At 52.6% G+C, this 26,946-nt stretch carries 25 protein-coding genes; 14 read left to right on the forward strand and 11 right to left on the reverse strand.

Annotated features, from left to right (window positions below):
* The first annotated feature begins 72 nt into the window (after positions 1–72).
* The gene (cirA, locus tag ACLJR2_RS16725; protein ID WP_000488251.1) at positions 73–2,064 is read left to right on the forward strand and encodes a catecholate siderophore receptor CirA; all 1,992 of its coding nucleotides are present in this window, start codon (positions 73–75) and stop codon (positions 2,062–2,064) included.
* A gap of 43 nt (positions 2,065–2,107) precedes the next feature.
* Here the strand turns inward: cirA and ACLJR2_RS16730 are convergent, their stop codons facing one another.
* Positions 2,108–3,430 (reverse strand): MFS transporter, encoded by a 1,323-nt coding sequence (locus ACLJR2_RS16730; RefSeq protein ID WP_000023807.1) that lies wholly within the window; start codon positions 3,428–3,430, stop codon positions 2,108–2,110.
* A 32-nt stretch (positions 3,431–3,462) separates the two neighbouring features.
* Positions 3,463–4,350 carry a phosphoserine phosphatase SerB gene (gene serB, locus ACLJR2_RS16735; RefSeq protein WP_000022905.1) on the reverse strand — a complete coding sequence of 296 codons (888 nt, stop codon included), beginning with the start codon at positions 4,348–4,350 and terminating at the stop codon, positions 3,463–3,465.
* Between the two features lie 216 nt (positions 4,351–4,566).
* On the opposite strand from serB, the gene ACLJR2_RS16740 reads away from it, so the two are divergent.
* Together ACLJR2_RS16740 and ACLJR2_RS16745 are read left to right on the forward strand one after the other, a co-directional pair.
* Positions 4,567–5,934 carry an L-serine ammonia-lyase gene (locus ACLJR2_RS16740; protein ID WP_001518989.1) on the forward strand — a complete coding sequence of 456 codons (1,368 nt, stop codon included), beginning with the start codon at positions 4,567–4,569 and terminating at the stop codon, positions 5,932–5,934.
* A gap of 4 nt (positions 5,935–5,938) precedes the next feature.
* Positions 5,939–6,328 carry a helix-turn-helix domain-containing protein gene (locus tag ACLJR2_RS16745; protein ID WP_000876817.1) on the forward strand — a complete coding sequence of 130 codons (390 nt, stop codon included), beginning with the start codon at positions 5,939–5,941 and terminating at the stop codon, positions 6,326–6,328.
* Here the strand turns inward: ACLJR2_RS16745 and fghA are convergent.
* Entirely contained in the window at positions 6,317–7,174 is an 858-nt protein-coding gene (gene fghA, locus ACLJR2_RS16750; protein WP_000425488.1) for an S-formylglutathione hydrolase, read from the reverse strand. The genes ACLJR2_RS16745 and fghA overlap by 12 nt on opposite strands.
* Before the next feature lie 329 nt (positions 7,175–7,503).
* Here fghA and folE point away from each other — a divergent pair, with 329 nt between their 5' ends.
* The 6 genes from folE (at position 7,504) to mglC (ending at position 14,678) form a co-directional block, all read left to right on the forward strand.
* Positions 7,504–8,172, forward strand: coding sequence for a GTP cyclohydrolase I FolE (folE, locus tag ACLJR2_RS16755; RefSeq protein ID WP_001139611.1), 669 nt, complete (start codon positions 7,504–7,506; stop codon positions 8,170–8,172).
* A gap of 14 nt (positions 8,173–8,186) precedes the next feature.
* Positions 8,187–9,329 carry a DUF418 domain-containing protein YeiB gene (yeiB, locus tag ACLJR2_RS16760; protein WP_001518079.1) on the forward strand — a complete coding sequence of 381 codons (1,143 nt, stop codon included), beginning with the start codon at positions 8,187–8,189 and terminating at the stop codon, positions 9,327–9,329.
* Positions 9,330–9,478: 149 nt separating this feature from the next.
* Positions 9,479–10,501 carry an HTH-type transcriptional regulator GalS gene (galS, locus tag ACLJR2_RS16765; protein ID WP_000628628.1) on the forward strand — a complete coding sequence of 341 codons (1,023 nt, stop codon included), beginning with the start codon at positions 9,479–9,481 and terminating at the stop codon, positions 10,499–10,501.
* 498 nt (positions 10,502–10,999) lie between these two features.
* On the forward strand, positions 11,000–11,998 hold the full coding sequence (mglB, locus tag ACLJR2_RS16770; protein ID WP_001036938.1) for a galactose/glucose ABC transporter substrate-binding protein MglB: 999 nt from the start codon (positions 11,000–11,002) through the stop codon (positions 11,996–11,998).
* A gap of 133 nt (positions 11,999–12,131) precedes the next feature.
* Positions 12,132–13,652: a galactose/methyl galactoside ABC transporter ATP-binding protein MglA gene (gene mglA / locus ACLJR2_RS16775; RefSeq protein WP_000535914.1), complete on the forward strand. Its 1,521-nt coding sequence runs from the start codon at positions 12,132–12,134 to the stop codon at positions 13,650–13,652.
* Between the two features lie 15 nt (positions 13,653–13,667).
* Positions 13,668–14,678 (forward strand): galactose/methyl galactoside ABC transporter permease MglC, encoded by a 1,011-nt coding sequence (gene mglC, locus ACLJR2_RS16780; RefSeq protein ID WP_001275101.1) that lies wholly within the window; start codon positions 13,668–13,670, stop codon positions 14,676–14,678.
* A 74-nt stretch (positions 14,679–14,752) separates the two neighbouring features.
* On the opposite strand, the gene preA is transcribed toward mglC, so the two are convergent.
* The 8 genes from preA to ACLJR2_RS16820 form a co-directional block, all read right to left on the reverse strand.
* Positions 14,753–15,988, reverse strand: a complete 1,236-nt coding sequence (preA, locus tag ACLJR2_RS16785; protein WP_000956095.1) for an NAD-dependent dihydropyrimidine dehydrogenase subunit PreA — start codon at positions 15,986–15,988, stop codon at positions 14,753–14,755.
* Positions 15,982–17,223, reverse strand: coding sequence for an NAD(P)-dependent oxidoreductase (locus ACLJR2_RS16790; RefSeq protein ID WP_001136408.1), 1,242 nt, complete (start codon positions 17,221–17,223; stop codon positions 15,982–15,984). The genes preA and ACLJR2_RS16790 overlap by 7 nt, the downstream gene beginning before the upstream one ends.
* A gap of 204 nt (positions 17,224–17,427) precedes the next feature.
* Positions 17,428–17,673, reverse strand: coding sequence for a DUF2542 family protein (locus ACLJR2_RS16795; protein ID WP_000605187.1), 246 nt, complete (start codon positions 17,671–17,673; stop codon positions 17,428–17,430).
* Complete coding sequence (gene sanA, locus ACLJR2_RS16800) at positions 17,670–18,389, reverse strand: outer membrane permeability protein SanA (RefSeq protein ID WP_000920081.1); 720 nt, start codon at positions 18,387–18,389, stop codon at positions 17,670–17,672. Before sanA ends, ACLJR2_RS16795 begins: the two co-directional genes overlap by 4 nt.
* Before the next feature lie 176 nt (positions 18,390–18,565).
* Positions 18,566–19,450: a cytidine deaminase gene (gene cdd / locus ACLJR2_RS16805; RefSeq protein WP_000553526.1), complete on the reverse strand. Its 885-nt coding sequence runs from the start codon at positions 19,448–19,450 to the stop codon at positions 18,566–18,568.
* A 153-nt stretch (positions 19,451–19,603) separates the two neighbouring features.
* Positions 19,604–20,299: a CidB/LrgB family autolysis modulator gene (locus ACLJR2_RS16810; protein ID WP_000989296.1), complete on the reverse strand. Its 696-nt coding sequence runs from the start codon at positions 20,297–20,299 to the stop codon at positions 19,604–19,606.
* Entirely contained in the window at positions 20,296–20,694 is a 399-nt protein-coding gene (locus ACLJR2_RS16815) for a CidA/LrgA family protein (protein ID WP_000045719.1), read from the reverse strand. The genes ACLJR2_RS16810 and ACLJR2_RS16815 overlap by 4 nt, the downstream gene beginning before the upstream one ends.
* A 131-nt stretch (positions 20,695–20,825) precedes the next feature.
* A complete protein-coding gene (locus tag ACLJR2_RS16820) occupies positions 20,826–21,734 on the reverse strand; it encodes a LysR substrate-binding domain-containing protein (protein ID WP_000024658.1) in 909 nt (302 codons plus the stop codon).
* A gap of 125 nt (positions 21,735–21,859) precedes the next feature.
* Here ACLJR2_RS16820 and ACLJR2_RS16825 point away from each other — a divergent pair, with 125 nt between their 5' ends.
* From ACLJR2_RS16825 to ACLJR2_RS16845, 5 genes are read left to right on the forward strand one after another with little or no spacing between them, the layout of a single operon-like run.
* Positions 21,860–23,218 carry an MFS transporter gene (locus ACLJR2_RS16825; protein WP_000194214.1) on the forward strand — a complete coding sequence of 453 codons (1,359 nt, stop codon included), beginning with the start codon at positions 21,860–21,862 and terminating at the stop codon, positions 23,216–23,218.
* An 11-nt stretch (positions 23,219–23,229) separates the two neighbouring features.
* Positions 23,230–24,267, forward strand: a complete 1,038-nt coding sequence (gene gtdA / locus ACLJR2_RS16830) for a gentisate 1,2-dioxygenase (RefSeq protein WP_001289857.1) — start codon at positions 23,230–23,232, stop codon at positions 24,265–24,267.
* 15 nt (positions 24,268–24,282) lie between these two features.
* On the forward strand, positions 24,283–24,984 hold the full coding sequence (locus ACLJR2_RS16835; protein WP_000170621.1) for a fumarylacetoacetate hydrolase family protein: 702 nt from the start codon (positions 24,283–24,285) through the stop codon (positions 24,982–24,984).
* A gap of 8 nt (positions 24,985–24,992) precedes the next feature.
* The gene (gene maiA, locus ACLJR2_RS16840; RefSeq protein ID WP_000781195.1) at positions 24,993–25,637 is read left to right on the forward strand and encodes a maleylacetoacetate isomerase; all 645 of its coding nucleotides are present in this window, start codon (positions 24,993–24,995) and stop codon (positions 25,635–25,637) included.
* Positions 25,638–25,651: 14 nt separating this feature from the next.
* Positions 25,652–26,845, forward strand: a complete 1,194-nt coding sequence (locus ACLJR2_RS16845; RefSeq protein ID WP_000150103.1) for a 3-hydroxybenzoate 6-monooxygenase — start codon at positions 25,652–25,654, stop codon at positions 26,843–26,845.
* The last annotated feature ends 101 nt before the right edge of the window (positions 26,846–26,946 follow it).

Raw genomic sequence — 26,946 nt, forward strand, 5'->3', positions numbered from 1 at the left:
CGCAGGCGAAACGTAATGCGTTGTGAGCGATAACCGATTTTTTTTGTCGTATTTACCTCATGGAGAAATGGAATGTTTAGGTTTAACCCTTTCGTTCGGGTAGGGCTTTGTATGTCCGCAGTTACGTTGGCCTGGCCGGTTGCCGCGGCAACGGATGATGGTGAAACCATGGTCGTTACCGCGTCCGCCATCGAACAAAATCTGAAAGATGCGCCAGCAAGTATCAGCGTCATTACCCAGCAAGATTTACAGCGCAGGCCCGTGCAAAACCTGAAAGATGTCCTGAAAGAGGTGCCGGGCGTACAGCTCACTAACGAAGGGGATAACCGTAAAGGCGTGAGTATTCGTGGTCTGGACAGCAGTTATACGCTGATCCTGATCGACGGTAAGCGCGTTAACTCCCGTAACGCGGTCTTCCGCCATAATGATTTTGATCTGAACTGGATACCGGTTGACGCTATCGAACGCATTGAAGTGGTGCGTGGCCCCATGTCCTCGCTGTATGGTTCCGATGCGCTGGGCGGCGTGGTCAACATTATCACCAAAAAAATTGGTCAGAAATGGCACGGCAGCGTCACGGTTGACTCCACTATTCAGGAACATCGCGACCGTGGCGATACTTATAACGGTCAGTTCTTTACCAGCGGTCCGCTGATCGACGGCGTGCTGGGAATGAAAGCCTACGGTAGCCTGGCGAAACGCGAAAAAGACGAGCAGCAGAGTTCCGCCACCACCGCTACGGGTGAAACGCCGCGCATTGAAGGATTTACCAGCCGGGATGGAAACGTCGAGTTTGCCTGGACACCAAACGAAAATCATGACGTTACCGCAGGCTACGGTTTTGATCGCCAGGACCGGGACTCCGACTCGCTGGATAAAAACCGTCTGGAACGGCAAAACTATGCGTTGAGCCATAACGGACGTTGGGATCTCGGCAATAGTGAGCTCAAATTCTACGGCGAAAAAGTGGAAAACAAAAACCCCGGCAACAGTAGCCCTATCACGTCAGAAAGCAATTCGATTGACGGGAAATACGTTCTGCCGTTAGCGTCTGTCAACCAGTTCCTCACCTTCGGCGGCGAATGGCGTCACGATAAACTGAGCGATGCGGTGAACCTGACCGGCGGTTCCAGTACTAAAACCTCCGCCAGCCAGTATGCTCTGTTCCTTGAAGATGAGTGGCGCATCTTCGAACCGCTGGCGCTGACCACCGGTATTCGTATGGATGACCATGAAACCTATGGCGATCACTGGAGCCCGCGTGCTTATCTGGTCTATAACGCAACGGATACCCTGACGGTGAAAGGTGGGTGGGCCACGGCCTTTAAAGCGCCGTCGCTATTGCAATTAAGTCCGGACTGGGCGACCAACTCCTGCCGTGGCGGATGCCGCATTATCGGTAGCCCAGATCTGAAACCTGAAACCAGTGAAAGCTGGGAGCTCGGCCTTTATTACCGGGGCGAAGAAGGCATACTGGAGGGCGTGGAAGCGAGCGTTACCACGTTCCGTAACGATGTGGACAATCGCATCAGCATTAGCCGTACCCCTGACGTTAACGCCGCGCCCGGCTATTCCAACTTTGTCGGTTTCGAAACCAACAGTCGGGGACAGCGCGTTCCGGTCTTCCGTTATTACAACGTGAATAAAGCGCGTATTCAGGGCGTGGAAACCGAGTTGAAAGTTCCGTTTAACGAGGCGTGGAAACTGTCGTTGAATTACACCTATAACGACGGACGCGACGTCAGTAATGGCGGGAACAAGCCGCTTTCCGATCTGCCGTTCCACACCGCGAACGGTACGCTGGACTGGAAACCGGCGCAGCTCGAAGACTGGTCATTCTACGTATCAGGGAATTATACCGGGCGTAAGCGGGCCGACAGCGCAACGGCGAAAACGCCGGGCGGGTACGTGGTCTGGGATACCGGCGCGGCATGGCAGGCGACGAAAAACGTTAAACTACGTGCGGGCGTTCTGAACGTGGGCGATAAAGATCTCAAACGCGACGACTACGGTTATACCGAAGACGGACGTCGTTACTTTATGGCGGTGGATTACCGTTTCTGACAGAGACTGGCGACAGCCGCGTTTTGCCGCTGTCGCCAGAATGTTATAACCGATGCAGTCTGGAGAGCAGCGCCAGCGACAGAGTCGTTAGCAGAATGGCGATCACCGCATAGATATAAACGCCCGACCACGCCCAGCTATTTTTCACCATAATTACCGGCACACCGGCCATTGCCGCGCCGACATAGCTGAACAATCCCCGAAAGCCGGTAATCGATCCCGCCGCATCCTTATGGGTCACATCCAGACAGCCGACGGCAAAAAGCATATGCGGTCCGTATAAGGCGAAGCCCATGATGGTGAACAGAATCGCGGTGAGGGTGTAAGAAGTATCCTGAACCAGCGGCACCAGCACGATGCATATGCACAGCGCTAACGCGAAGATTAATCCGGTCATCCAGCGGTTACTTTTGAACATAAAGTCAGACAAGTAGCCTGCCAGCAACCCACCCGCCAGTCCGCCCGCCTCAAACCAGGAAATAATCGAGTTCGCTTTTATCAGGCTCCAGCCGTGAACCTGCGAATAGTAAATCTGCGGCCAGTCGTTAAGGATGGTGCGCGCAATATAAACCGACATATCACCGATAATAATGATCCATACCAGTGGATTGGTCAGGATATATTTCACAAAAATCTGCCAGAAGCTCAGGTTGACCGGGCTGGCCTTGACCTGGGCCAGTTCCGTCGGGTCGTTACGCCACTGCCCCACGTTGGGCAAACCTAACGTACCGGGACGATCTTTAATGGTAAATAGCGCCACTATCCCCATCAGCAGCGAAATGGCACCGGGAACATAAAACCCCATTTTCCAGCTACCGCTAAAGGCGATAGCAAAGCTGGTCAGCAGCGGCGCGAGGCTGCCGCCGATATTGTGCGCCGCTTCAACGATAGCCCACCAGCGTCCCCGTTCGTTTTTCGAAAACCACGAGGCCATAATTTTCGCCATCGGCGGAAAGCTGGTGCCCTGTAATATCGCGTTGAGACTGTACAGCACGTAGAATGCCGCCACGCTATCGGAAAAGCCGAACAGAATATTTACAATCCCCACGCCAATCAGCACCGGGCCGGTCATGGCTTTCGGGTTAATTTTATCGACCAGCATCCCGCCGACAAACTTCATCGCGCCATAAAGAATGTAAAAAATAGAAGACATAATGGCGAAGTCTTCTGCGGTCAGCGACGTTTCCGTCAGCATGGCCGGCATCGCGGCGGAGAAGTTTTTACGGGTAAGATAAAAGACGGCATAAGAGATAAAGACCGAGGCGATAATCTCAAAACGAAATTTTTTATAGGTCTGGTCTATCTCTTTTTTCTCTTTTACAATCGGCTTATCGGGCTGGCTGAAAATAAATGTTTTTATACTCATTTTAAAATTCCCTTCCGGCGAGGTGAGTCGCGTTATAATTCATCTTCAATAAGAAAAAGAAGCAATTCGAAACCGTGATAATTAATCTGATGGTGGATTTTTTCCCGTACAACCGGCTTCGCTTTCCAGGCAATACCGGTGCCAGCATGTTCTAACATCGGCAGATCGTTGGCGCCATCACCGCAGGCAATAATATTCTCCGTGGCAATATTTAACCGGGCAGCCAGGTCAACCAGCGTCTGTTTTTTGTTTGCGGCGTTCATAATCGGCAAGGTAATGTTATCCGTCAGAACGTTATCGCGTATTTCAACCGTATTCGAAAAGGCATAATCCAGTTGATACCGTTCTTTTAGACGCTGGGTGAATATATCCAGTCCCCCGGAGATAATCGCGGTTTTAAATCCTTTGGCCTTGATGACTGGCAGAATAGTTAACAGGCCTGGCGAAAGGGTCATGCGATCGCATACGGCGTTCAGCACTGCTTTCGGTGTGCCTTTCAACATTCCGATACGTCGGGTAAAACTGGCGTTAAAATCAAGCTTGCCCTCCATCGCCTGTTGGGTAATGGCGGTGATTTGCGTCGACATGCCAAGCTCGCGGGCAATTTCATCCACGCCTTCTTCCGCAATAAATGTCGAGTCCATATCAAACGCGATAATACCGTTAGCAGGCAGTGGCTGCGGCTTAATAAAAAAATCAAACTGCCATTGCAATGAGAGTTCGCGTAAATAGCGATAAAATTCAGGCGTCAGACATTCCGCTGGCAGCGTAAGCTTTAAATAAGCGGTATTGATAAGCGCGGCATAACGTTTATCAAATAATAGCGGAAATGGCATGATGACGGCATTAAATAACGTTTCCTGTAATTTTTTCTGAAACGTATCGATATCCTGTGTAGTAATAAAATAAATAATGCTCATATGATAACTCCCTTAATTTACGGGTATTATAATGGCTCTTTTGCGGCGTGGAATCTCGTGCTATCACAGATATCATAGCCAGAAAAGGGCTAAAAAAGCGTTGTTTTTGATACCAGGTAAAGTTCAGACACAAAAGGTATCACTTTTGATATGCCAACTGTGCGAGGATGTTATTTATTACTGAACGCGAATGACACTGAAAGGATTGATATAACGATGGAGAGTTGCCTTGATATATTCAAAATAGTAATAGGTCCATCCAGCTCACGTACCGTAGGGCCGATGCGCGCCGCCTGTCACTTTATTTCATTGCTCAGAGAACAAGAGACGTTGCCGCTAATTCGGGAAATTGAAATCGAGCTGTATGGCGCGTTATCGTTAAGCCGCAAGTGCCACAATGTGGATACCGCCCTTTATCTTGGGCTGCTGGGTTGCCAGCCGGAGAATGTCGATCTCCGTTCGCATATGGCGGTGATTAAGCGTGCGGAAAATGAAAACAAAATCGAACTCCCGCTCTCCGACGCGGGCGGAATCACGATAAAAGTCAAGATTATCGCCAATCACCAGGCGCATCCTGGCCATCCTTATGCCATGACGTTTCGCGCCAGAGATGATTATTTCACGGTGTATGAAGAGACCTGGTTTTCGACCGGCGCCGGGCAGGTCCGTAAACATGGCGAGCCGCTGACGCCATCGCTTCCTTTGCGTACAGTGTCGCCCTTTGAATTTAGTCATGCCGCGCAGTTGCTGGCGCTGTGTCGGCGTAACGGCCTGTCCGTGGCGGCGCTGATGATGAAAAATGAGCTGTGCCGCCACTCGCCACAGACGTTGCAGAATTATCTGGCGCAAATATGGGACGTGATGCAGCAGGCGGTTTATCGCGGCCTGCATACTGAGGGGGTATTACCCGGTCCCTATCAGGTACCGCGGCGCGCCTGTGCGTTACATAAGACGTTACAGGCGAACCGTTCCGCCAGCGATTTTTTAACCGCGCTGAACTGGGTCAATGCCTTCGCGATTGCGGTAAGCGAAGAAAATGCCAGCGGCGGACAGATTGTTACCGCGCCAACCAATGGCGCGTGCGGCATCATTCCGGCAGCGCTCTGCTGGTATGATAAATTTGTCACGCCGCTGGAGCCCGGTGCTCTGACCCGTTTCTTCCTGACCGCCGCCGCTATCGCGATATTGTTTAAACAAAACGCCTCTATTCTGGGATCTGAAGTTGGCTGTCAGGGGGAAGTCGGCGTGGCGTGCTCAATGGCGGCGGCGGGCCTGGCTGAACTGATGGGCGCATCCGTGGAGCAAACGCTGAGCGCCGCTGAAATTGCCATGGAACATCATCTGGGATTGACCTGCGATCCGCTGGGCGGGCAGGTACAAATTCCCTGCATAGAGAGAAACGCCATCTCTGCCGTGAAAGCGATAAACGCGGCGACGATGGCGATGAGTCGCGTAAGCGAACCCTGTATTTCGCTCGATGAGATCATTGCTGCGATGTACGAGACCGGTAAAGACATGAGCGCTAAATACCGTGAAACGTATCATGGTTCGCTGGGGAAAATTCAGCCGCGCAAGAGAGGGTAACAGCGTGAAATACAATACGATGAATAACGACGAGATTATCCTGTCGTTGTGCGCTCGCTTAAAGGAGACGCGTCTGTCTCTTTCGATGACCCAGCAGCAGCTTGCCGATCGCGCGCACGTTGGCATCGCCACCATCAAGCGTATCGAGAAGGGGGGAGGGCTTAATCTTGATACGCTAATTTCTCTCCTGCGGGCGCTGGATAAGTTGCATAATCTTGATGCGGTGCTGTTTGAATCCGAGCTGCGTAATTTTCACGAAAGTTATGAAGGCGGAGAGGGCAGCGGCCGCCTTCAGGTACGCCAGCAGGCCGCGGATTTAAATAATAAATCTTCCGCGCCGCAGTCGGAGGAGGTGAACTACAGCGCGGCGCTGGAAAATTCATTATGTTGGTGACGTCTCACGCTCGTCCCGTAAATACCGGGCATGAAAGCGCAGATGGTCCTCGATGAAGGACGCAATAAAATAATAGCTATGATCGTAGCCAGGCTGGATTCGTAGCGTCATCGGCCAGGCGGTTTGCCGCGCGGCTTCCGCCAGTACGGCGGGCTGAAGCTGATCGGCGAGGAATTGATCGCTGTCGCCCTGATCGATGAGCACAGGAATGGCGTCCTGCGGCTGGCTGGCCAGCATTAATTCGCAGCTATCCCACTCAGTCCAGGCTGATTCATCTTCGCCGAGATAAGCGGTAAGCGCTTTGATTCCCCACGGCACGCGGCTGGGGTTGACGATAGGCGCAAAAGCAGAGACGCTGGTGTATTTGCCTGGATTTTTCAGCGCCATGATTAATGCGCCGTGGCCGCCCATCGAGTGCCCGCTGATGGCGCAACGGTCGCTGACGTTAAACTGTGTCTGGATAAGCGCCGGAAGCTCATCGCGCAGGTAATCGTACATGCGATAATGGCTGGCCCAGGGCGGCTGTGTGGCATTGAGATAAAACCCGGCGCCGTGGCCTAAATCGTATCCGCTATCGTCGGCGACCTGTTCACCGCGTGGACTGGTATCCGGCATCACCAATACAATGCCCAGTTCTGCTGCGATACGCTGCGCGCCTGCTTTGGTGGTAAAATTCTCATCATTGCAGGTCAACCCGGACAACCAGTACAGTACCGGAGGCGGTTCATTATCCTGAGTCGGCGGAAGAAAAATGCTGAATGTCATGGCGCAGTTTAGCGTGGCGGCATGATGACGCCAGCGCTGCTGCCAGCCGCCAAAACATCGGTGCTCTTCGAGCATTTCCATGCGGGGGCTCCTTTTATGGTGAACCTGATAAGGTATGCAGATTCTTCATAATACAGATTATTCACCGCGTTGTGAGTAACTTTCACTTCCGTAATACATAAACATGCTTCATCATTTAAATAACGTTGCGTTAACAAATATGCCCTTTGTCCTGCCATCATTCTCGCACCGGAAAAGATGTCATGAAAGGCAGCGACAATTTCAACAATTATGGGCGTGAATACTGGATTATGTGCGCTACCTCACGCACAATAATCACACTGTCACAATATTGACAAACTTTGCCCCATGCAGGGCAGAGGCGCCACACCTGCAGGAGAACACGATTAATGCCATCACTCAGTAAAGAAGCGGCCCTGGTTCATGACGCGCTGGTTGCCCGGGGGCTGGAAACGCCGCTGCGCCCGCCTATGGATGAACTGGATAATGAAACGCGAAAAAGCCTTATCGCAGGGCATATGACTGAGATTATGCAGTTGCTGAATCTCGATTTGAGCGATGACAGTCTGATGGAAACGCCGCATCGTATCGCTAAGATGTACGTTGACGAGATTTTCGCCGGCCTCGACTATGCCAATTTCCCGAAAATTACCCTCATTGAAAATAAAATGAAGGTGGATGAAATGGTCACCGTCCGCGATATCACGCTGACCAGCACCTGTGAACATCACTTCGTGACCATTGATGGCAAAGCGACCGTTGCGTATATCCCCAAAGATTCCGTGATCGGCCTGTCGAAAATTAACCGCATCGTGCAATTCTTCGCCCAGCGTCCGCAGGTTCAGGAACGTTTGACCCAACAAATTCTGACGGCGCTGCAAACCTTGCTCGGCACCAATAATGTAGCGGTATCGATTGATGCGGTGCATTACTGCGTGAAAGCGCGCGGTATTCGTGACGCAACCAGCGCCACGACGACGACGTCGCTGGGCGGATTGTTTAAGTCCAGCCAGAATACGCGCCAGGAGTTTCTGCGTGCCGTTCGCCATCATCCATGATTAAGGCGGAGACGATGGAACGTAATGTCACGCTGGATTTTGTACGTGGCGTCGCTATCCTCGGTATCCTGCTTCTTAACATTAGCGCCTTTGGATTGCCGAAGGCGGCTTATCTCAATCCCGCCTGGTACGGCGCGATCGTTCCCGAAGACGCCTGGTCCTGGGCGATTCTCGATATTGTGGCGCAGGCTAAGTTTCTTACGCTGTTCGCGTTGTTGTTTGGCGCGGGGCTACAAATGCTGCTTCCGCGTGGTAAACAGTGGATTCAGTCGCGCTTGACGCTATTGGTACTGTTAGGTTTTATCCATGCGTTATTCTTTTGGGACGGCGACATTCTGCTGGCCTACGGTCTGGTCGGATTAATTTGCTGGCGACTGGTACGCGACGCGCCTTCGGTAAAAAGCCTGTTCAATACCGGCATACTCCTTTATCTGGTCGGGATTGGCGTGCTACTGCTGCTGGGCGTGGTATCGAGTAGCGAAACCAGCCGCGCCTGGACGCCGGATGCGTCGGCAATATTGTATGAAAAATACTGGAAGCTGAACGGCGGCATGGAGGCTATCAGCAACCGGGCAGAGATGCTGTCAAATAGTTTACTGGCGCTCGGCGCGCAGTATGGCTGGCAACTGGCAGGTATGATGCTGCTGGGCGCCGCGCTAATGCGTAGCGGCTGGCTGAAAGGTCAGTACAGTCTGCGGCACTATCGCCGTACCGGGGTTCTGCTGGTGGCGTTAGGGCTAATGATCAACCTGCCTGCGGTCATTTTACAATGGCGGCTGGACTGGGCGTACCGCTGGTGCGCCTTCTTATTGCAGGCGCCGCGCGAACTGAGCGCGCCGTTGCAAACGCTGGGCTATGCCGCGCTGATGTTTGGCTTCTGGCCGCAGCTTAGCCGATGCAGACTGACGCTTGCCATTGCCTGCGTAGGGCGAATGGCGCTGACCAATTATCTGCTGCAGACGATCATCTGTACCACACTGTTTTATCAGTTTGGCTTATTTATGAAATTCAATCGACTGGAACTCTTGTTCTTTGTCGTTCCGGTATGGGCAATAAACCTTCTCTTTTCCGTCATCTGGCTACGTTTCTGGCGACAGGGACCGGTCGAGTGGTTATGGCGTCAACTCACGTTGCGCGCGTCAGGATCGCTCAGATAACGATCTGGATCACATTCATTAACAAAATGGCTGTAACCGTTTCCATCCCTGTGATGTTTCTCACGCAGCCCTGGGCAGGGTGCTGACAAAATAGCCGCCTGCTAACGGGGCATTTGTGAGCATTTTTGAACTCAAACAGGGCAGTGAATATGATCACCATTCGTGATGTAGCGCGCCAGGCTGGCGTGTCTGTAGCGACCGTTTCCCGCGTACTGAATAACAGCGCGTTGGTCAGTCCCGACACCCGTGACGCCGTTATGCAGGCCGTCACCCTGCTGGGATATCGACCAAATGCGAATGCGCAAGCGCTGGCCACCCAGGTGAGCGATACCATCGGCGTCGTGGTCATGGATGTTTCCGATGCCTTTTTCGGCGCTCTGGTGAAAGCCGTAGATCTGGTCGCGCAGCAGCACCAGAAATATGTTCTCATTGGCAACAGTTATCATGAGGCGGAAAAAGAGCGTCATGCGATTGAAGTCTTGATCCGTCAGCGTTGTAACGCATTGATTGTTCACTCAAAAGCCTTAACCGATCGCGAGCTGAGCGACTTTATGGATCAGATCCCCGGTATGGTGCTGATTAACCGTATCGTGCCGGGTTATGCGCATCGTTGTGTCTGTCTCGACAATGTGAGCGGTGCCAGAATGGCGACCCGAATGTTGCTGAATAATGGACATCAACGCATCGGCTACCTGGCCTCCAGCCACCATATTGAAGATGACGCGATGCGCAGAGAAGGGTGGTTACACGCGCTGCAAGAGCAGGGGATTGCTGCGTCGGAGAGCTGGATAGGCACCGGCACGCCGGACATGCAGGGCGGCGAGTCGGCAATGGTTGAGTTGCTGGGACGCAATCTGCAACTGACGGCGGTATTTGCCTATAACGATAACATGGCGGCGGGCGCGCTGACGGCGTTAAAAGATAACGGCATCGCCATTCCCTTGCATCTGTCTGTCATCGGTTTCGACGATATCCCTATTGCTCGTTATACCGATCCTCAGTTGACTACCGTGCGCTATCCTATTGCTTCTATGGCGAAAATCGCGACCGAGCTGGCGTTACAGGGGGCTGCAGGCACGCTGGATATCACGGCGACGCACTGCTTTATGCCGACCCTGGTGCGGCGCCATTCGGTGGCGTGGCGACAGAATGCGGTACTGATCACTAACTGATTACGCCCCGCATGTAACCGTTTTCAATCTGTGAGTAAATTCACAGTTTATTAACATTGTGATAGCTATGATGACAACGTTTGTCGCACTGTAACTAATGTGTAACAGTTAGTTGTCAGTTTTGCTGGGGTATTTCGCTTATAAAAACCGTTATCACAATATCCCGCGACTACCGGACAAAAATAAAGAGTTGAATAAGAGCTTATCCCATTAGGGCTATTTTACTTGCCATTTTGGACCTGGGCAGTGCTCGCCAAAACGCGTTAGCGTTTTGAACGCCGCTTGCGGCGGCCCGAAGGGCGAGCGTAGCGAGTCAAACCTCACGTACTACGTGTACGCTGCGGTTTTTGCGCGCTGTCCGTGTCCAAACTGGCTGCGCCAATAACGCCTGGTGGGATAGGCTCTAAATACGCTTCGGCGTTCAGTAACACGCGTTAACGTGCTGAACAGCCGGGCATTTTTTTACGCTATACCCTACATAATAAAACCGGAGCTACCATGAATAAGAAGGTACTGACCCTTTCTGCCGTGATGGCAAGTCTGTTATTCGGCGCGCACGCACACGCGGCTGATACTCGTATTGGCGTGACGATTTATAAATATGACGATAACTTTATGTCCGTGGTGCGTAAGGCTATTGAAAAAGATGGCAAATCCGCGCCGGATGTTCAGCTACTGATGAATGACTCGCAAAACGATCAATCCAAACAGAATGATCAAATTGACGTTTTATTGGCGAAAGGGGTTAAAGCTCTGGCGATTAACCTGGTCGACCCGGCAGCCGCCGGTACGGTGATTGAGAAAGCGCGCGGGCAAAATGTGCCGGTGGTGTTCTTTAACAAAGAGCCTTCCCGCAAAGCGCTGGACAGCTATGACAAGGCGTATTATGTCGGGACTGACTCTAAAGAATCCGGTGTGATTCAGGGCGACTTGATTGCCAAACACTGGCAGGCGAATCAGGGTTGGGATCTGAATAAAGACGGTAAAATTCAGTATGTTCTGCTGAAAGGCGAGCCGGGGCACCCGGATGCTGAAGCCCGTACGACGTATGTGGTGAAAGAGTTAAATGCTAAAGGTATTCAGACCGAGCAACTGGCGTTAGACACCGCCATGTGGGATACCGCGCAGGCAAAAGATAAGATGGATGCCTGGCTGTCTGGCCCGAACGCTAACAAGATTGAAGTGGTTATCGCGAATAACGATGCGATGGCGATGGGCGCGGTAGAGGCGCTGAAAGCGCATAATAAATCGTCGATTCCGGTCTTTGGCGTCGATGCGTTACCGGAAGCTTTGGCGCTGGTGAAATCGGGCGCGATGGCCGGTACGGTACTGAATGACGCCAACAATCAGGCGAAAGCGACATTCGATCTGGCGAAAAACCTCGCCGAAGGCAAGGGCGCGGCTGACGGCACCAGCTGGAAGATTGAGAACAAAATCGTGCGCGTGCCTTATGTCGGCGTGGACAAAGACAATCTGAGCGAATTTACCCAAAAATAACTTTTCCGTCTGTGGGCGCAATTTTGTTGCGCCCTGAAACCGTGGAAGGGTGATGTGCCGCAGACCGGATAACGTATTTCTTTTGCCATCCGGCGCGGATAGTCATAATTAAAAAGGCCGACAGGGTATCATTATGGGCAGCACGATCTCTCCGTCGTCGGGTGAATATTTGTTGGAAATGCGTGGCATTAACAAATCATTTCCCGGCGTGAAAGCGCTTGATAATGTCAACTTAAACGTTCGTCCGCACTCTATTCATGCATTAATGGGCGAAAACGGCGCAGGCAAATCAACATTATTAAAATGTCTTTTCGGTATTTACCAAAAAGATTCCGGCAGCATTGTATTTCAGGGAAAAGAAGTGGACTTCCATTCGGCGAAAGAAGCGCTGGAGAATGGGATTTCGATGGTACACCAGGAGTTAAACCTGGTATTACAACGTTCGGTCATGGATAACATGTGGCTGGGACGTTATCCCACCAAAGGTATGTTTGTCGACCAGGATAAAATGTACCAGGATACCAAAGCGATATTTGATGAACTGGATATCGATATTGACCCACGCGCGCGCGTAGGAACGTTATCCGTTTCGCAAATGCAGATGATCGAAATTGCGAAGGCGTTTTCCTATAACGCTAAGATCGTTATTATGGATGAACCGACCTCATCGTTAACTGAGAAAGAGGTTAATCATCTGTTCACCATTATTCGCAAGCTGAAAGAACGCGGCTGCGGAATTGTTTATATCTCGCATAAAATGGAAGAAATTTTTCAATTGTGCGATGAAATTACTATCTTGCGCGACGGTCAGTGGATTGCCACCCAGCCGCTGGAAGGGCTGGATATGGATAAGATCATTGCGATGATGGTCGGGCGTTCCCTGAACCAGCGCTTTCCGGATAAAGAAAATAAGCCGGGCGACGTGATTCTGGAGGTACGTAACCTGACCTCGCTGCGCCAGCCTTCCATTCGCGATGTCTCCTTTGATTTGCACAAGGGCGAAATTCTGGGCATTGCCGGCCTGGTTGGGGCAAAGCGTACCGATATCGTCGAAACGCTGTTTGGTATTCGTGAGAAGTCGTCCGGGACAATCACTTTACATGGCAAGAAAATTAATAATCACACTGCGAACGAAGCGATTAACCACGGTTTTGCGCTGGTGACGGAAGAGCGTCGTTCCACCGGAATTTACGCCTATCTGGATATCGGATTTAACTCATTAATTTCGAATATCCGTAATTATAAAAATAAAGTGGGGTTACTGGATAATTCCCGGATGAAAAGCGACACCCAATGGGTCATTGATTCCATGCGGGTAAAAACGCCGGGGCATCGCACGCAAATTGGTTCGCTTTCCGGCGGCAATCAGCAAAAGGTGATCATTGGTCGCTGGCTATTAACGCAGCCGGAAATATTAATGCTGGACGAACCGACCCGCGGCATTGATGTCGGCGCAAAGTTTGAAATTTATCAGCTTATTGCGGAACTGGCGAAAAAAGGCAAGGGGATCATCATTATCTCTTCTGAAATGCCGGAGCTGTTAGGGATTACCGATCGTATCCTGGTGATGAGTAACGGTCTCGTTTCCGGCATTGTCGATACTAAAACAACAACGCAAAACGAAATTTTGCGTCTTGCTTCTTTGCACCTTTAAGATCAGGGGCTCCTTATGAGTGCGTTAAACAAGAAAAGCTTTTTGACCTGGCTGAAAGAGGGCGGAATTTACGTCGTTCTTTTAGTGCTGCTGGCGATTATTATTTTCCAGGACCCGACTTTTTTAAGTTTGCTGAATTTAAGTAATATTCTGACGCAATCTTCGGTACGTATTATTATCGCGCTGGGCGTGGCGGGGCTCATCGTCACCCAGGGGACAGACCTGTCGGCGGGGCGTCAGGTAGGGCTGGCGGCGGTTGTGGCGGCAACATTACTGCAATCAATGGAAAACGCCAACAAAGTGTTTCCGGAAATGGCGACCATGCCGATTGCGCTGGTCATCCTGATTGTCTGCGCGATTGGCGCGGTGATTGGCCTGGTGAACGGCATCATCATTGCTTACCTGAATGTGACGCCGTTTATTACCACGCTTGGCACGATGATTATCGTTTATGGAATCAACTCTCTTTACTATGACTTTGTCGGCGCTTCGCCCATTTCCGGCTTTGACAGCGGCTTTTCCACCTTTGCGCAGGGCTTTGTGGCGATGGGCAGTTTCCGGCTCTCATACATCACCTTTTACGCTCTGATTGCGGTAGCGTTTGTCTGGGTGCTGTGGAATAAGACCCGCTTTGGTAAAAACATTTTTGCTATTGGCGGCAACCCGGAAGCGGCGAAAGTTTCTGGCGTAAACGTGGCGCTGAACCTGCTGATGATTTATGCGCTCTCCGGCGTGTTTTATGCCTTCGGCGGCTTACTGGAAGCAGGGCGTATTGGTTCTGCCACCAACAACCTCGGCTTTATGTATGAACTGGATGCGATTGCCGCGTGCGTGGTCGGGGGCGTATCGTTTAGCGGCGGAGTGGGGACGGTCTTCGGCGTGGTGACCGGCGTCATTATCTTTACCGTCATCAACTATGGCCTGACCTATATCGGGGTAAACCCGTACTGGCAGTACATTATCAAAGGCGGCATTATCATTTTCGCCGTGGCGCTGGACTCGCTGAAATACGCGCGTAAGAAGTAGTTATCCAGACGTATTGCTTTGCTTATCAGATAACCCGGCGCAGCGAAACTGCGCGCCGGGCTTCATACCGCGAGCTACAGCGTTAACGCGTGTTCTTTTTCGCCTTTTTTAAATTTGACCTCGCCTAAATCAATACAGGCGACCGGGCAGACATGACCGCACAGCAGACAACCGACGCATTTTTCCGTATTGCAATGCGGCGTGCGGCTGTGTTCATCCCACTCCATCGCCTGATGACCGCCGTCATAGCAGGAGATATAGCAACGTCCGCAGCCGACGCATTTCTCCTGATTAATCCGCGGATAGACGATATAGCTGCGATCCAGGTCTTCCGCCGGGATAATATTGCCATTCGCCAGTCCGATCATCTCCTGTAATGAGGCAAATCCCTGATCGGCCAGATAGTGGCTGAGGCCGCTCGCCATATCTTCTACAATGCGGTAACCGTATTGCATAATGCCTGTCGTCACCTGTAGGGTCGCCGCGCCCAGCAGCAGAAATTCGGCAGCGTCTTCCCAGGTTTCAATGCCGCCGATACCGCTAATCGGGAAATCGCGCAGTTCAGGGTGCATTCGCAACTGCTGGATAAAACGCAGCGCAATGGGTTTCACCGCTTTTCCTGAATAACCGGAGATGCTGGATTTACCGTTAACCACCGGCATCCCGATTTTGCGGTTCAGGTCGATGTTAGTAATGGATTTCACGGTGTTGATGGTGGCGATACCGTCGGCTCCGCCGCGTTTGGCGGCCAGCGCGACTTCACACATATCGCCAATATTCGGCGTCATTTTCGCCAGCATTGGCAAAGATGAACCGCGTTTTACGGCGCGGCAGTATTTTTCAACCAGCTCCGGGCTTTGCCCTACATCGCTTCCCATGGCGTGCGAGGTCATCTGCGGGCAAGAGAAGTTACACTCAATCATATCCGCGCCGGCTTCTTCAACCAGACGCGCCAGTTCCTGCCACTGCTGCTCATTTTCCCCCATGATGGAAGCAATCAGCACCTTATCCGGATAATCCTGTTTTAGCCGTCGAATGGCGGCCAGATTCTCTTCCAGCGGATGCTCAGCAATTTGCTCCATGTTTTTGAAACCAATAAAACCGGTATCTTCTTTCGTCAGGTGATCAAAACGTGGAGAGACTTCGTTGGCAATAAAAAAACCAATGGTTTTAAAAACGATCCCGCCCCAGCCGGTATCATAGGCTTTGGCGCACATCTCATAACAGTTGCCTACCGGAGAAGAAGAAAGGCAAAACGGATTGGGAAACTTAACGCCGCAAAAGGTAACAGACAAATCTTTTGTTAACATGAGCAGGCCTCCTCTAAATAATGATGAATAGCCTGAGCGGCTTCTTTTCCGGTTTTTACCGCATAAACGACGGTCTTATCGCCTTTAACAATATCGCCAGCGGCAAAGATCGCCGGGTCGTCGGTTTGATAATTGTGCGTGTCGATAATATTATGCTGCGCTTTTATCTCCGCAAAGGCATCCAGTCGCGCGTGCTGCCCCACGGCCAAAATAATATTTTCTGCTTCCAGCGTCAGTTCTCCTGAATGGCGTACATGGTGGAAGGTCACTTTATTTCCGCTGACGGCGACAGGCGTAAAGCCATCAATAATCGATACGCCTAATGCCTGCGTGCTGGTAAATTCTTTTTCGCTGGCGGGGAATTCGGCTAATTCTTCCCGCGCCACGCAGGTGACGGAAGGGCAGCCGAGAATTTTTAACGTACTGGCGACATCCATCGCTACGTCGCCGCCGCCAATAATTAATGCGCTACGCGGAACGCTAATATCGCCTTCGGCCTGACGGGCGCGCTGTAAAAAATCAACGGCAATCTCTACGTGACTGGCTTGCTCAAATAACGGTAAATCAGAGCCACAGGACATCCCGACGGTCATCAGCACGGCGCGATATTCGGCTTTGAGTTGCGCAAGCGATAGCGACCCGCCCACCTCACAATTACATTTAATATTGACGCCCATTTCTACAATGCGGGCAATTTCCTGATCGAGTACGCTTTGCGGCAGACGAAATGCCGGGATGCCGTGACGCAGCCATCCGCCGGGCTGCGGCTGTTTTTCGTAAATGGTGACGTCATAGCCTAAATGTGTGAGCGTCACGCTTGCCTGCAAACCTGCCGGACCCGCGCCAATAATCGCGACTTTCCCGCGTGTTTTACTCCCGGGCTGATAAATCTGCATGGCAGTCTGCTGTTCAAAATCGGTAATAAAACGTTGCAGGCGTGCAATATCAATAGGTTTATCTATTCCGGAACGTGTACATCCGCGCTGGCATAATTTTTCCGTCGGACAGACTCTGGCGCAGACGGCTCCAAGCGCATTATTTTCCCGGATAGTTTCCGCTGCGCCTTTAAAATTGCGAAAGTAAATAGAACGAATAAATTTCCCCGGATCGGTTTGCGCCGGGCAAGCCTGACTACAGGGCGCATCGTGACATAATAAACAACGTGAAGCCTCTTTTATTGCCAGTAATGGCGTAAAACCAGGCGTGAGTTCATCCAGATAATTTTGTTGCGGCATATAATCTTCCTTAATGCTTGAATAAATTAAGGCGAAACGCAAATAACGCGTTTTAATGATCCAAAATCTACCGCCAGCCTAAGCATTGAAAGAAGGGTATTCTGTGAAAGAATTCACAAAAAAATGAAACCAGAATGCAAAACAGCATTTGTTCCTTATATCATAATAATAACTATTCTCAATTTTAAAGGGATAGTAAATAGATTAACGATAAAAAAGAAGATAAATAATCATTCCAGTAAATAAAAAACCGCAACCGGTATAAAGAAAAAGATAAGACCAATATTGTACGGGATCGGCATGGCGATAAACATAAACCGGTTTTCGCGCATTTTTGACAACTTTATCTACCGCGCCGGTTCGCCAGCCTTTCCAGGCCTCACGGAAGCAAAAAAGCGGGAGTAGCAGAAAGGCTAATATGACAAATATCGTCTGTACATCCATGATCATTTCCCTTTTTTCTTTTCCAGTTCAAGCAATTGTTCCGGCGTAACGGCCGGATACCCCTGGGCGTCATTCGGCACCTGATGCTGCGTGGGAATAGGTACCAGCGGGCCTAAAAAACGCGGTTCGCGTTTAAAAATATAGAGATCCGCCAGCGCGCTAAAGCGGGCGCCAAATTCGCGCAGGCGCACTGTCAGCATATTTTTGGGTGAAGGTACCGCGTAACACTGCGCCTGAATGCCCATATGCAACGCAATAAACAAGGCGCGTTCGCAGTGGAAGCGCTGAGTGATGATAATAAAGTCGTTGGTATCAAACACTTTGCGGGTACGCACAATGGAGTCAAGCGTACGGAAGCCAGCGTAATCAAGCACAATGTCCGCAGGATCGACGCCCGCCGCGATAAGGTCTTTGCGCATGGTCATCGGTTCGTTATAGCTTTGCAGGGCATTGTCGCCGCTGAGCAGCAGGTAATTGACTTTACCGCTATTGTAAGCGTTTAACGCGCCCTGGATACGATAACGATAGTACTGATTAATGACACCCTTGCGATAGTATTTGGCTGTCCCTAACACGACGCCAACCTGGCGGTAGGGAAGATCCTGTAGCTCGTCATAGATATAGGGCGCTGTTTTCCAGCTCATCCACCGATCGAGGCCAAGCACCGTCAACAGCAGCAAGCCTACCAGGACCAACAGGCTGTAAAACACGCGCTTTAACATGCAGGAAACTCGATACCAGGATGAAAGTACGATCAGGCTACTGTACCCGAAGACGTAGCGCAAGAAACCGCCGTCTGATTGCGGAGATTTTCAGCATGATTTCCCTTGTATCGGGTCGCGGGAGAGGAGAGTCAGGCCGGATAAGACGCCAGTGCGTCGCTATCCGGCACATTTGCTTAGCCGAGAAGCACGCGGTCAATATTATGGCAACCTAACGCTTTCAGCGTTGCGGCGGTGGCATCCCATTGAATTAATGCCGCATCGCCTTTTTCCGCCAGAATCGCGCGCTGAATATCCGCATAGTCATAGCCATTGAGACTCAGCAGGTTTAGCGCGCCTTGCAGCGGGGGGAGCGTAGGGTTAAAGGCGGCGTTTTCCGCATAGCTGCCGGTGAAAATACGGCCATCTTTACATTCCAGCGCCACGCCGCTCGGCGAGTGGCTATAAGGCATATGGCTCTTATTGGCTGCCGTTATCGCCGCTTGCGTTAGCGTATCGCCCGTTAACGTAAAGCCATGATCCTGCTCGTCCATCAGCAGCGTTTTGATCTCCAGATCTTTTGGCCCGAAAGCGTCAGGCAGATAATCGCGTAACGTATGCGGCGCGCGGCCCGGCAGATGAATGCGCAGATCCAGACCGCTGTTCAGCTCGTTCATAAACTGGCGACAGTGGCCGCAAGGGGTGTAGTTAACGGTGACGGCGGCGAGCCCTTTTTCGCCGCGTAGCCAGGCGTGGCTAATCGCGCTTTGTTCAGCATGCACAGTTTGTTGCATGGTGGCGCCCAGGAACTCCATATTTGCGCCGAAATACCAGTTGCCGCTAACGCCGCGCGCAATCGCGCCGACGTTAAAATGGGACAAATCGGTACGGGCGCAGGCCGCCGCCAGAGGTAACAGTGCGAAAGCCAGCGCGTCTTCGTCCAGTCCCGCCGTATTTTTAAGCGTCGAGACCTGCTCTGCGGTCAGCATGGCGGGAAAATGGTGGTCCGCCAGGATAGGGGCCAGCGCTGATTGCAAATTATCCGCAAGCTGGGCAAAAGCAGTTTGAAAACGTGGATGCATGGCGTTGCCTCATAACAATGTAATGGAACCGTAGTTTACGGGCCTGCTATGTCTTAATATGTGATCTAAATCTCATTGCTTATGCAACTTGTGAAACTTAAATGAAAAATGCGCGACGTATCGCAAATTTTAACCCGGTCTTTTGTCCCGTCGTTAGCGCATTACCGCCAGAATGAGCGGAAACAAAAAGGGCGCTACCAGCGAGGTAATAATGCCGCAGATCACTAGCGCCAGGGAGCTAAACGCGCCTTCCTGGTAATCCAGCTCGGCGCAGCGCGCAGTACCGAGCGCATGTGAGGCGGTCCCCATTGCCAGCCCGCGTGCGGCCTTAGTACGGATGTGCATCGCGTTTAACAGCGTGTGGCCAAACACCGCGCCCAGAATACCGACAAAAATTACGCATACCGCGCTGATCGCGGGGATGCCGCCGATGCTGCCGCCCACCGCCATCGCGATAGGCGTAGTCACGGATTTAGGCAGTACCGATGCCGCGATTTCAGGCGTTGCGCCCATCAGCAAGGCAACGGATGTCCCGGTAATCATCGCTACCAGACTGCCGACAAAACAGATGCTAATAATGGATTTCCAACGCGCGCGAATCTGGTGCAATTGTTCATAAAGGGGATAGGCCAGTGCCACTACCGCCGGTTGCAGCAGATCGTTAAGTACTTCGCTGCCTTTGAAGTAGTGCTCGTAGGGAATACCGGTCAGCAACAGAAAAGGAATAATGACTACCATTGCCACCAGCAGCGGATTCAGCAACGGCATTTTAAAATGCGCCGCCAGTCTGCGGGCGGCGAAAAATACCGCCAGCGTCAGCGGTAACGACCACCAGATATATGTCATCATTTTTTCGTTCCCTTCTGCCCAACCACTTTACGCTCACCGTGTATCAGATGTGAACTCCAGCTTACGACCACAAAAACGACCAGCGTACTGATAGCGCAAGAGACCACCACCGGGCCGAATTGCGCGCGCAGTAAATCAAAATATTGCATGACCCCGACGCCAATCGGCACAAACAGCAACGCCATATAACGAATCAGCACATAACAGCCGGGGTTAACCCACTTTGCCGGCAGAATTTGCAGCGCCAGCAATACAAACAGAATTAACATCCCGATAATGCTGCCGGGAATAGTGATAGGAAGCAGTGATGCAAGAAAAATGCCTGCGTACAAACAGGCATAAATCAATACAAAAGCGCGTATATATTGCCAGATAATATTCAGTGACTTACTCATGTTTAAAGCCCTTGATGAGATGGATTCATCATACAATTAAACGTTAAAACGTGCTACCGATCACATCATGAATTCTTAGCATAGTGGGTATAGACAGCAGGAACATCGGGCAATGCCCCTGGTCGGCGGCGTTAAACCTGGGCTAAAAAATACAAAAAGCGACTCAGGGCCAAAGACGGCGTCTCATTCTTACGCCAGAACATCCCTACGCTGCCTTTTTGCTCAATTTTTGGCAAGTTTAAAATCGCCAGTTGCCCCTGGCTGGCATAGCGTTGCGCCAGCCGTAAAGAAAGAATAGAGATCATATCGCTGCTTTGCAGCAAATTGGTGCTGACGTTCATTGACGCCGATTCAATGGTGTTTTCCGGGAGCATGACGCCATTATCGACGAGGGCGTTATCAATACTGATGCGAATAGGGGTGCCGGTTGGCCAGACTATCCACCGCCAGTGTGCCAGATCGCTCCAGGCGATCTGCGCTCGCGCGGCCAGCGGATGGTGCGGACGCGCCACAAAGCAGACCGGCTCGGTATAAAGTACCTGATAATTAAGCGGCAGTTGCAGGGCGCGGCCGCCGACACGCCCTACCACCACATCCACCTGACCGGCAAGCAAATCGTGCAGCAGCGGCGTCATTACCTTTTCTTCAATATTCAGATGCAGCGTCGGCATTTCGTTAAGCAGGCTCAGAATCGCCTGTGATACGCAGTCAGTCGCCACGGGCGAACAGCCGATCTTCAGGCTGCCAACCAGGCCGCCCTGCTTGAAACGGGCGATTTCATACTGTGAACGCTCCAGATCGTTAATTAGGCGCTGGGCGTGCTGGAGCAGTAATTTACCGCCTTCCGAGGGCCGTAGCCCTTTACTGTGGCGCTCAAAAAGCGTGATGCCTATCTCATCTTCGAGTTGAGATAACCACTTCGATAGCGCCGGCTGGGAGATATTCATCATCCGGGCGACGTGCGTCAGGTTGCCCTGTTCGCCCAGCGCAACCAGCGTTTGCAGGTGATGTAATTTCAATTTCTGCGCCCAGTTCGCCATTCGCTATAACCTCCAGGTTATGTCTCTGCCTGAAAAGCCATTGTACATTTTATCGCTCACTCTACAAACTCGTAACATAGCAAACATAAAAACAACATCTATCTCCCTGCACTGAGGCATTAGCTATGACTCAACGACGTGATCTACAAGCCCTTATTGATGCCGCGCCCGTCGGCAAAATGCAGTGGCGCGTTATCATCTGCTGTTTTCTGGTGGTTATGCTCGACGGTTTCGACACCGCTGCGATTGGCTTCATCGCCCCGGATATTCGTACTCACTGGCAGCTAAGCGCCAGCGAACTTGCGCCGCTGTTTGGCGCAGGGCTGCTGGGGCTTACGGCCGGCGCGCTGCTATGCGGGCCGCTGGCGGATCGCTTTGGCCGCAAGCGGGTCATTGAGCTTTGCGTAGCGCTATTCGGCGCATTGAGCCTGCTTTCCGCTTTCTCGCCGGATATAGAAACCCTGGTGTTGCTGCGCTTCTTAACCGGTCTGGGACTGGGCGGAGCGATGCCGAATACCATCACCATGACGTCGGAATACCTTCCCGCTCGTCGACGCGGAGCGCTGGTCACGCTGATGTTCTGTGGTTTTACCCTGGGGTCGGCGATGGGCGGGATTGTGAGCGCGCAACTGGTGCCGCTGATTGGCTGGCACGGAATTCTGGCGCTAGGCGGCATCTTGCCTTTGCTGCTGTTTTTCGGCCTGCTGTTCGCGCTGCCGGAATCTCCCCGCTGGCAGGTACGTCGCCAACTACCGCAAGCCGTTGTCGCCCGGACGGTCAGCGCCATTACCGGCGAGCGCTATCACGATACGCAATTCTTTCTGCATGAGACGGCAGCCATCGCCAAAGGCAGTATTCGCCAGCTTTTTGCCGGGCGACAGCTTGTCATTACCCTGATGTTATGGGTGGTGTTCTTTATGAGCCTGCTCATTATCTATCTGCTTTCCAGCTGGATGCCGACGTTACTTAACCATCGCGGTATTGATCTGCAACAGGCGTCGTGGGTGACTGCCGCATTCCAGGTTGGCGGCACGCTTGGCGCGCTGTTACTCGGCGTGTTGATGGACCGGCTTAACCCGTTCCGGGTACTGGCGGTGAGCTATGCGCTGGGCGCAGTTTGCATTGTCATGATAGGCCTGAGCGAAAACGGCCTTTGGCTGATGGCGCTGGCGATTTTTGGTACCGGCATCGGTATTAGCGGTTCCCAGGTCGGGCTGAATGCTCTGACGGCGACGCTGTACCCCACCCAAAGCCGGGCGACGGGCGTGAGCTGGTCGAACGCCATTGGACGCTGCGGGGCGATTGTCGGTTCGCTCTCCGGCGGCATGATGATGGCCCTCAATTTCTCTTTCGATACGTTGTTTTTTGTCATTGCTATTCCGGCGGCTATCAGCGCGGTAATGCTTACCCTGCTGACGGTGGTTGTCCGCCTTTCGATTTCTGTACCTGACGACCTGCCGCGTGCCAGCGTCGTAAACGAATAAGGAGAATCTCCATGTCTGAAATAAATCAGAACGTAAAAGATAGCCGTCAACAGTATTACCAGCATATTTCCGGGCAGAATCTGACGCCGCTGTGGGAATCGTTACATCACCTGGTACCGCAGACGCCAAACGCCAACTGCGCGCCGGCCTACTGGAATTATCAGGAAATTCGTCCGCTACTGATGGAAAGCGGCAATGTCATTGGCGCGAAAGAGGCGATCCGCCGGGTGCTGGTGCTGGAAAATCCGGCATTGCGCGGTCAGTCGTCGATCACGGCGACCTTATATGCTGGTTTACAGCTGATCCTGCCCGGCGAAGTCGCGCCGAGTCATCGCCATAACCAGTCGGCGCTGCGTTTTATCGTCGAAGGTAAAGGCGCATTTACCGCGGTGGACGGCGAGCGCACGCCAATGCATACCGGCGATTTTATCCTGACGCCGCAGTGGCGCTGGCACGATCATGGTAATCCGGGATCAGAGCCGGTGGTATGGCTGGATGGTCTGGATCTGCCGTTAGTCAACCTCCTGGGCTGTGGGTTTGCGGAAGACTATCCCGAAGATCAGCAGCCGGTGACGCGAAAAGAGGGCGATTATCTGCCGCGCTATGCAGCGAATATGCTGCCGCTGCGCCACCAGCGCGGGAACTCGTCGCCGATTTTCAACTACCGTTACGACCGCAGTCGCGAGGCGCTGCACGATCTGACCCGTATGGGCGATCCGGATGAGTGGGAAGGTTACAAGCTGCGTTACGTTAATCCCGTCACCGGTGGTTATCCGATGCCGTCGATGGGCGCGTTCCTGCAATTGCTGCCAAAAGGCTTTGCCTCGCGTGTGGCGCGGAGCACCGACAGCACTATCTACCACGTCGTTGAAGGGGCTGGGCAGGTCACTATCGGCAACGAAACTTTTCATTTTTCCGCAAAAGATATTTTTGTGGCGCCGACCTGGCATGAGGTGTCGTTTCGCAGCAGTGAAGACACGGTGTTATTCAGCTTTTCGGACAAGCCGGTTCAGGAAGCCCTGGGGCTGTTCCGCGAAGCACGTTATTAATTAGGGAGAGAGAACATGACCAAATATGTATTCCAGCCGCAGGCCCCGGTGACAGTACCCGTGGCGGGCAGTGATGAGCAGTTTCCGGTACGTCGCGTTTACTGCGTGGGTCGCAACTATGCCGCCCATGCCCGTGAAATGGGCTTTGATCCCGATCGCGAACCGCCGTTCTTCTTTTGTAAACCAGCGGACGCTGTCGTCCCGGTAGCGGCGGGGGATACCCTGGAACTGCCGTATCCGGCGCAGACCGATAACTACCATTATGAAATTGAGCTGGTGGTGGCGATTGGTAAAAAGGGGAGCGATATCCCGCTGGAAAAAGCCCATGAATATGTCTGGGGATACGCCACCGGTCTGGACATGACGCGTCGCGATCGTCAGATGGAAATGCGTCAGATGGGACGCCCGTGGGAAATCGGCAAAGCGTTCGATCTCTCCGCGCCCATTGCGCCATTACACAAAGCCGCTGAAACGCATAATGTGGATAACGCCCCTATTTGGCTACAGGTTAACGGCGAAGACCATCAACGCAGCGATATTCGTCACCTGATTTGGTCGGTGAATGAAACCATCAGCTATTTGTCCGGCTTTTTTGAATTGCAGCCAGGCGATTTGATTTTCACCGGTACGCCAGAGGGGGTGGGCGCAGTGGTGAAAGGGGATGTCATCACCGGGAACGTAGAAGGTCTGACGCCGATTGCTGTGAAAATTGTCTGAGGTGAACGATGAAGCTGTACAGTTTCTTTAATAGTTCGGCGTCTTATCGTGTACGTATTGCGCTGGCGTTAAAGGGGATTGATTACCAGACGGTGGGCGTCAATATTCGTATCGGCCAGCAGAATGAGCTGGCCTACCGACGGATGAATCCGGTAGGCCTGGTGCCGACGCTGGTCACTGATGACGGCGAATCGTTGGGGCAATCGCTGGCCATCGTCGACTGGCTGGACCGACATTTTCCGCAAACGCCGCTGCTGCCGACGAGCGACCCGGCGCGCAGCCAGGCGCTGGAAATTGTCTACGCTATCGCCTGCGATATACACCCAATCAATAACATGCGCGTGTTGCGCTACCTGACCGATGAGCTGAAGGTTAGCGAAGAGGATAAAAAACGCTGGTACGCCCACTGGATACAGCAAGGGTTAAGCGCGGTAGAGCAGCTATTGCGTAAAAGTCAGTCCGGACGATTCTGCGTGGGCGACGCGCCAGGCCTTGCGGACTGCTGCCTGATTCCTCAGTGGGCGAATGCGCTCAGGATGGGCTGCGATTTATCAGGCTATCCGCGCTGTAAAGCCGTTTATGACGCCTGCGTACAGCTACCGGCGTTTATTGCCGCCGCGCCGGAAAATCAACAAGATAAAATCCCGGCCTGAAAAGGAGAATGACCATGACTCACGTGACAAGCGCAATTATTGTAGGTGGCGGAATCGGCGGCGCGGCGACCGCGCTGTCGCTGGCGCGCCAGGGAATAAAAGTCATGCTGTTGGAAAAAGCGCACGAAATTGGCGAGATTGGCGCGGGTATTCAGCTTGGGCCGAACGCTTTTTCGGCGCTGGATAGTCTCGGTGTGGGTGATGTTGCCCGCCAGCGTGCGGTGTTTACCGATCACATTACCATGATGGATGCCGTGAATGCCGAAGAAGTGGTATGCATTGAAACCGGACAGGCGTTCCGTGACCATTTTGGCGGGCCGTATGCGGTAATTCACCGGGTAGATATTCATGCAACGGTATGGGAAGCGGTGCTGACGCACCCTGGCGTGGAGTATCGTACCTCGACCCATATTGTCGATATCCGCCAGACGCCGGATGACGTTACGGTGTTTGATGAGCAGGGAAATAGCTGGACGGCGGATATTCTCGTGGGCTGCGACGGCGTTAAATCGGTCGTGCGGCAAAGTTTACTCGGCGACGCGCCGCGCGTAACGGGGCATGTAGTCTATCGGGCGGTGATTGATTGCGACGATATGCCGGACGATTTACGTATTAACGCACCGGTGCTGTGGGCAGGCCCGCATTGCCACCTGGTCCATTATCCGCTGCGCGGAGGCCAACAGTACAATCTGGTGGTGACATTCCACAGCCGCCAGCAAGAAGAGTGGGGCGTGAAAGACGGCAGTAAAGAAGAGGTGCTCTCTTATTTTGCCGGTATTCATCCCCGCCCGCGTCAGATGCTGGACAAGCCGACCTCCTGGCGCCGCTGGTCGACCGCCGATCGCGAGCCGGTCGCGAAATGGGGAACCGAGCGTATCACTCTGGTGGGCGACGCCGCGCATCCGGTGGCGCAATATATGGCCCAGGGCGCCTGTATGGCGCTGGAAGACGCCGTCACGCTAGGCAAAGCGCTGGAACGCTGCGACGGCGACGCGCAGCAGGCATTTGCGCTGTATGAGTCGGTGCGTATTCCCCGCACGGCGCGTATCGTCTGGTCTACCCGCGAGATGGGGCGTCTCTATCACGCCGCCGGGGTGGAGCGTCAGGTGCGTAATCTGTTGTGGAAAGGGAAATCGCAGGAGGCGTTTTATCGCGGTATCGAATGGCTGTACGGCTGGAAAGAAGATAACTGTCTTGAGCCGCGTTGAGCACTTTATGTGACGTAGCGTGGCGTTTGTGCCGCCACCCGGCAAAAAGTTTTGCTCATCGCAGAGAGGCGTTATGATAGCGCCTCTTTTTTTGCTGTGGA

Origin of the sequence: Salmonella sp. SAL03688 (genome assembly GCF_046551895.1) — a bacterium.
Taxonomy (GTDB): Bacteria; Pseudomonadota; Gammaproteobacteria; order Enterobacterales; family Enterobacteriaceae; genus Salmonella; species Salmonella enterica.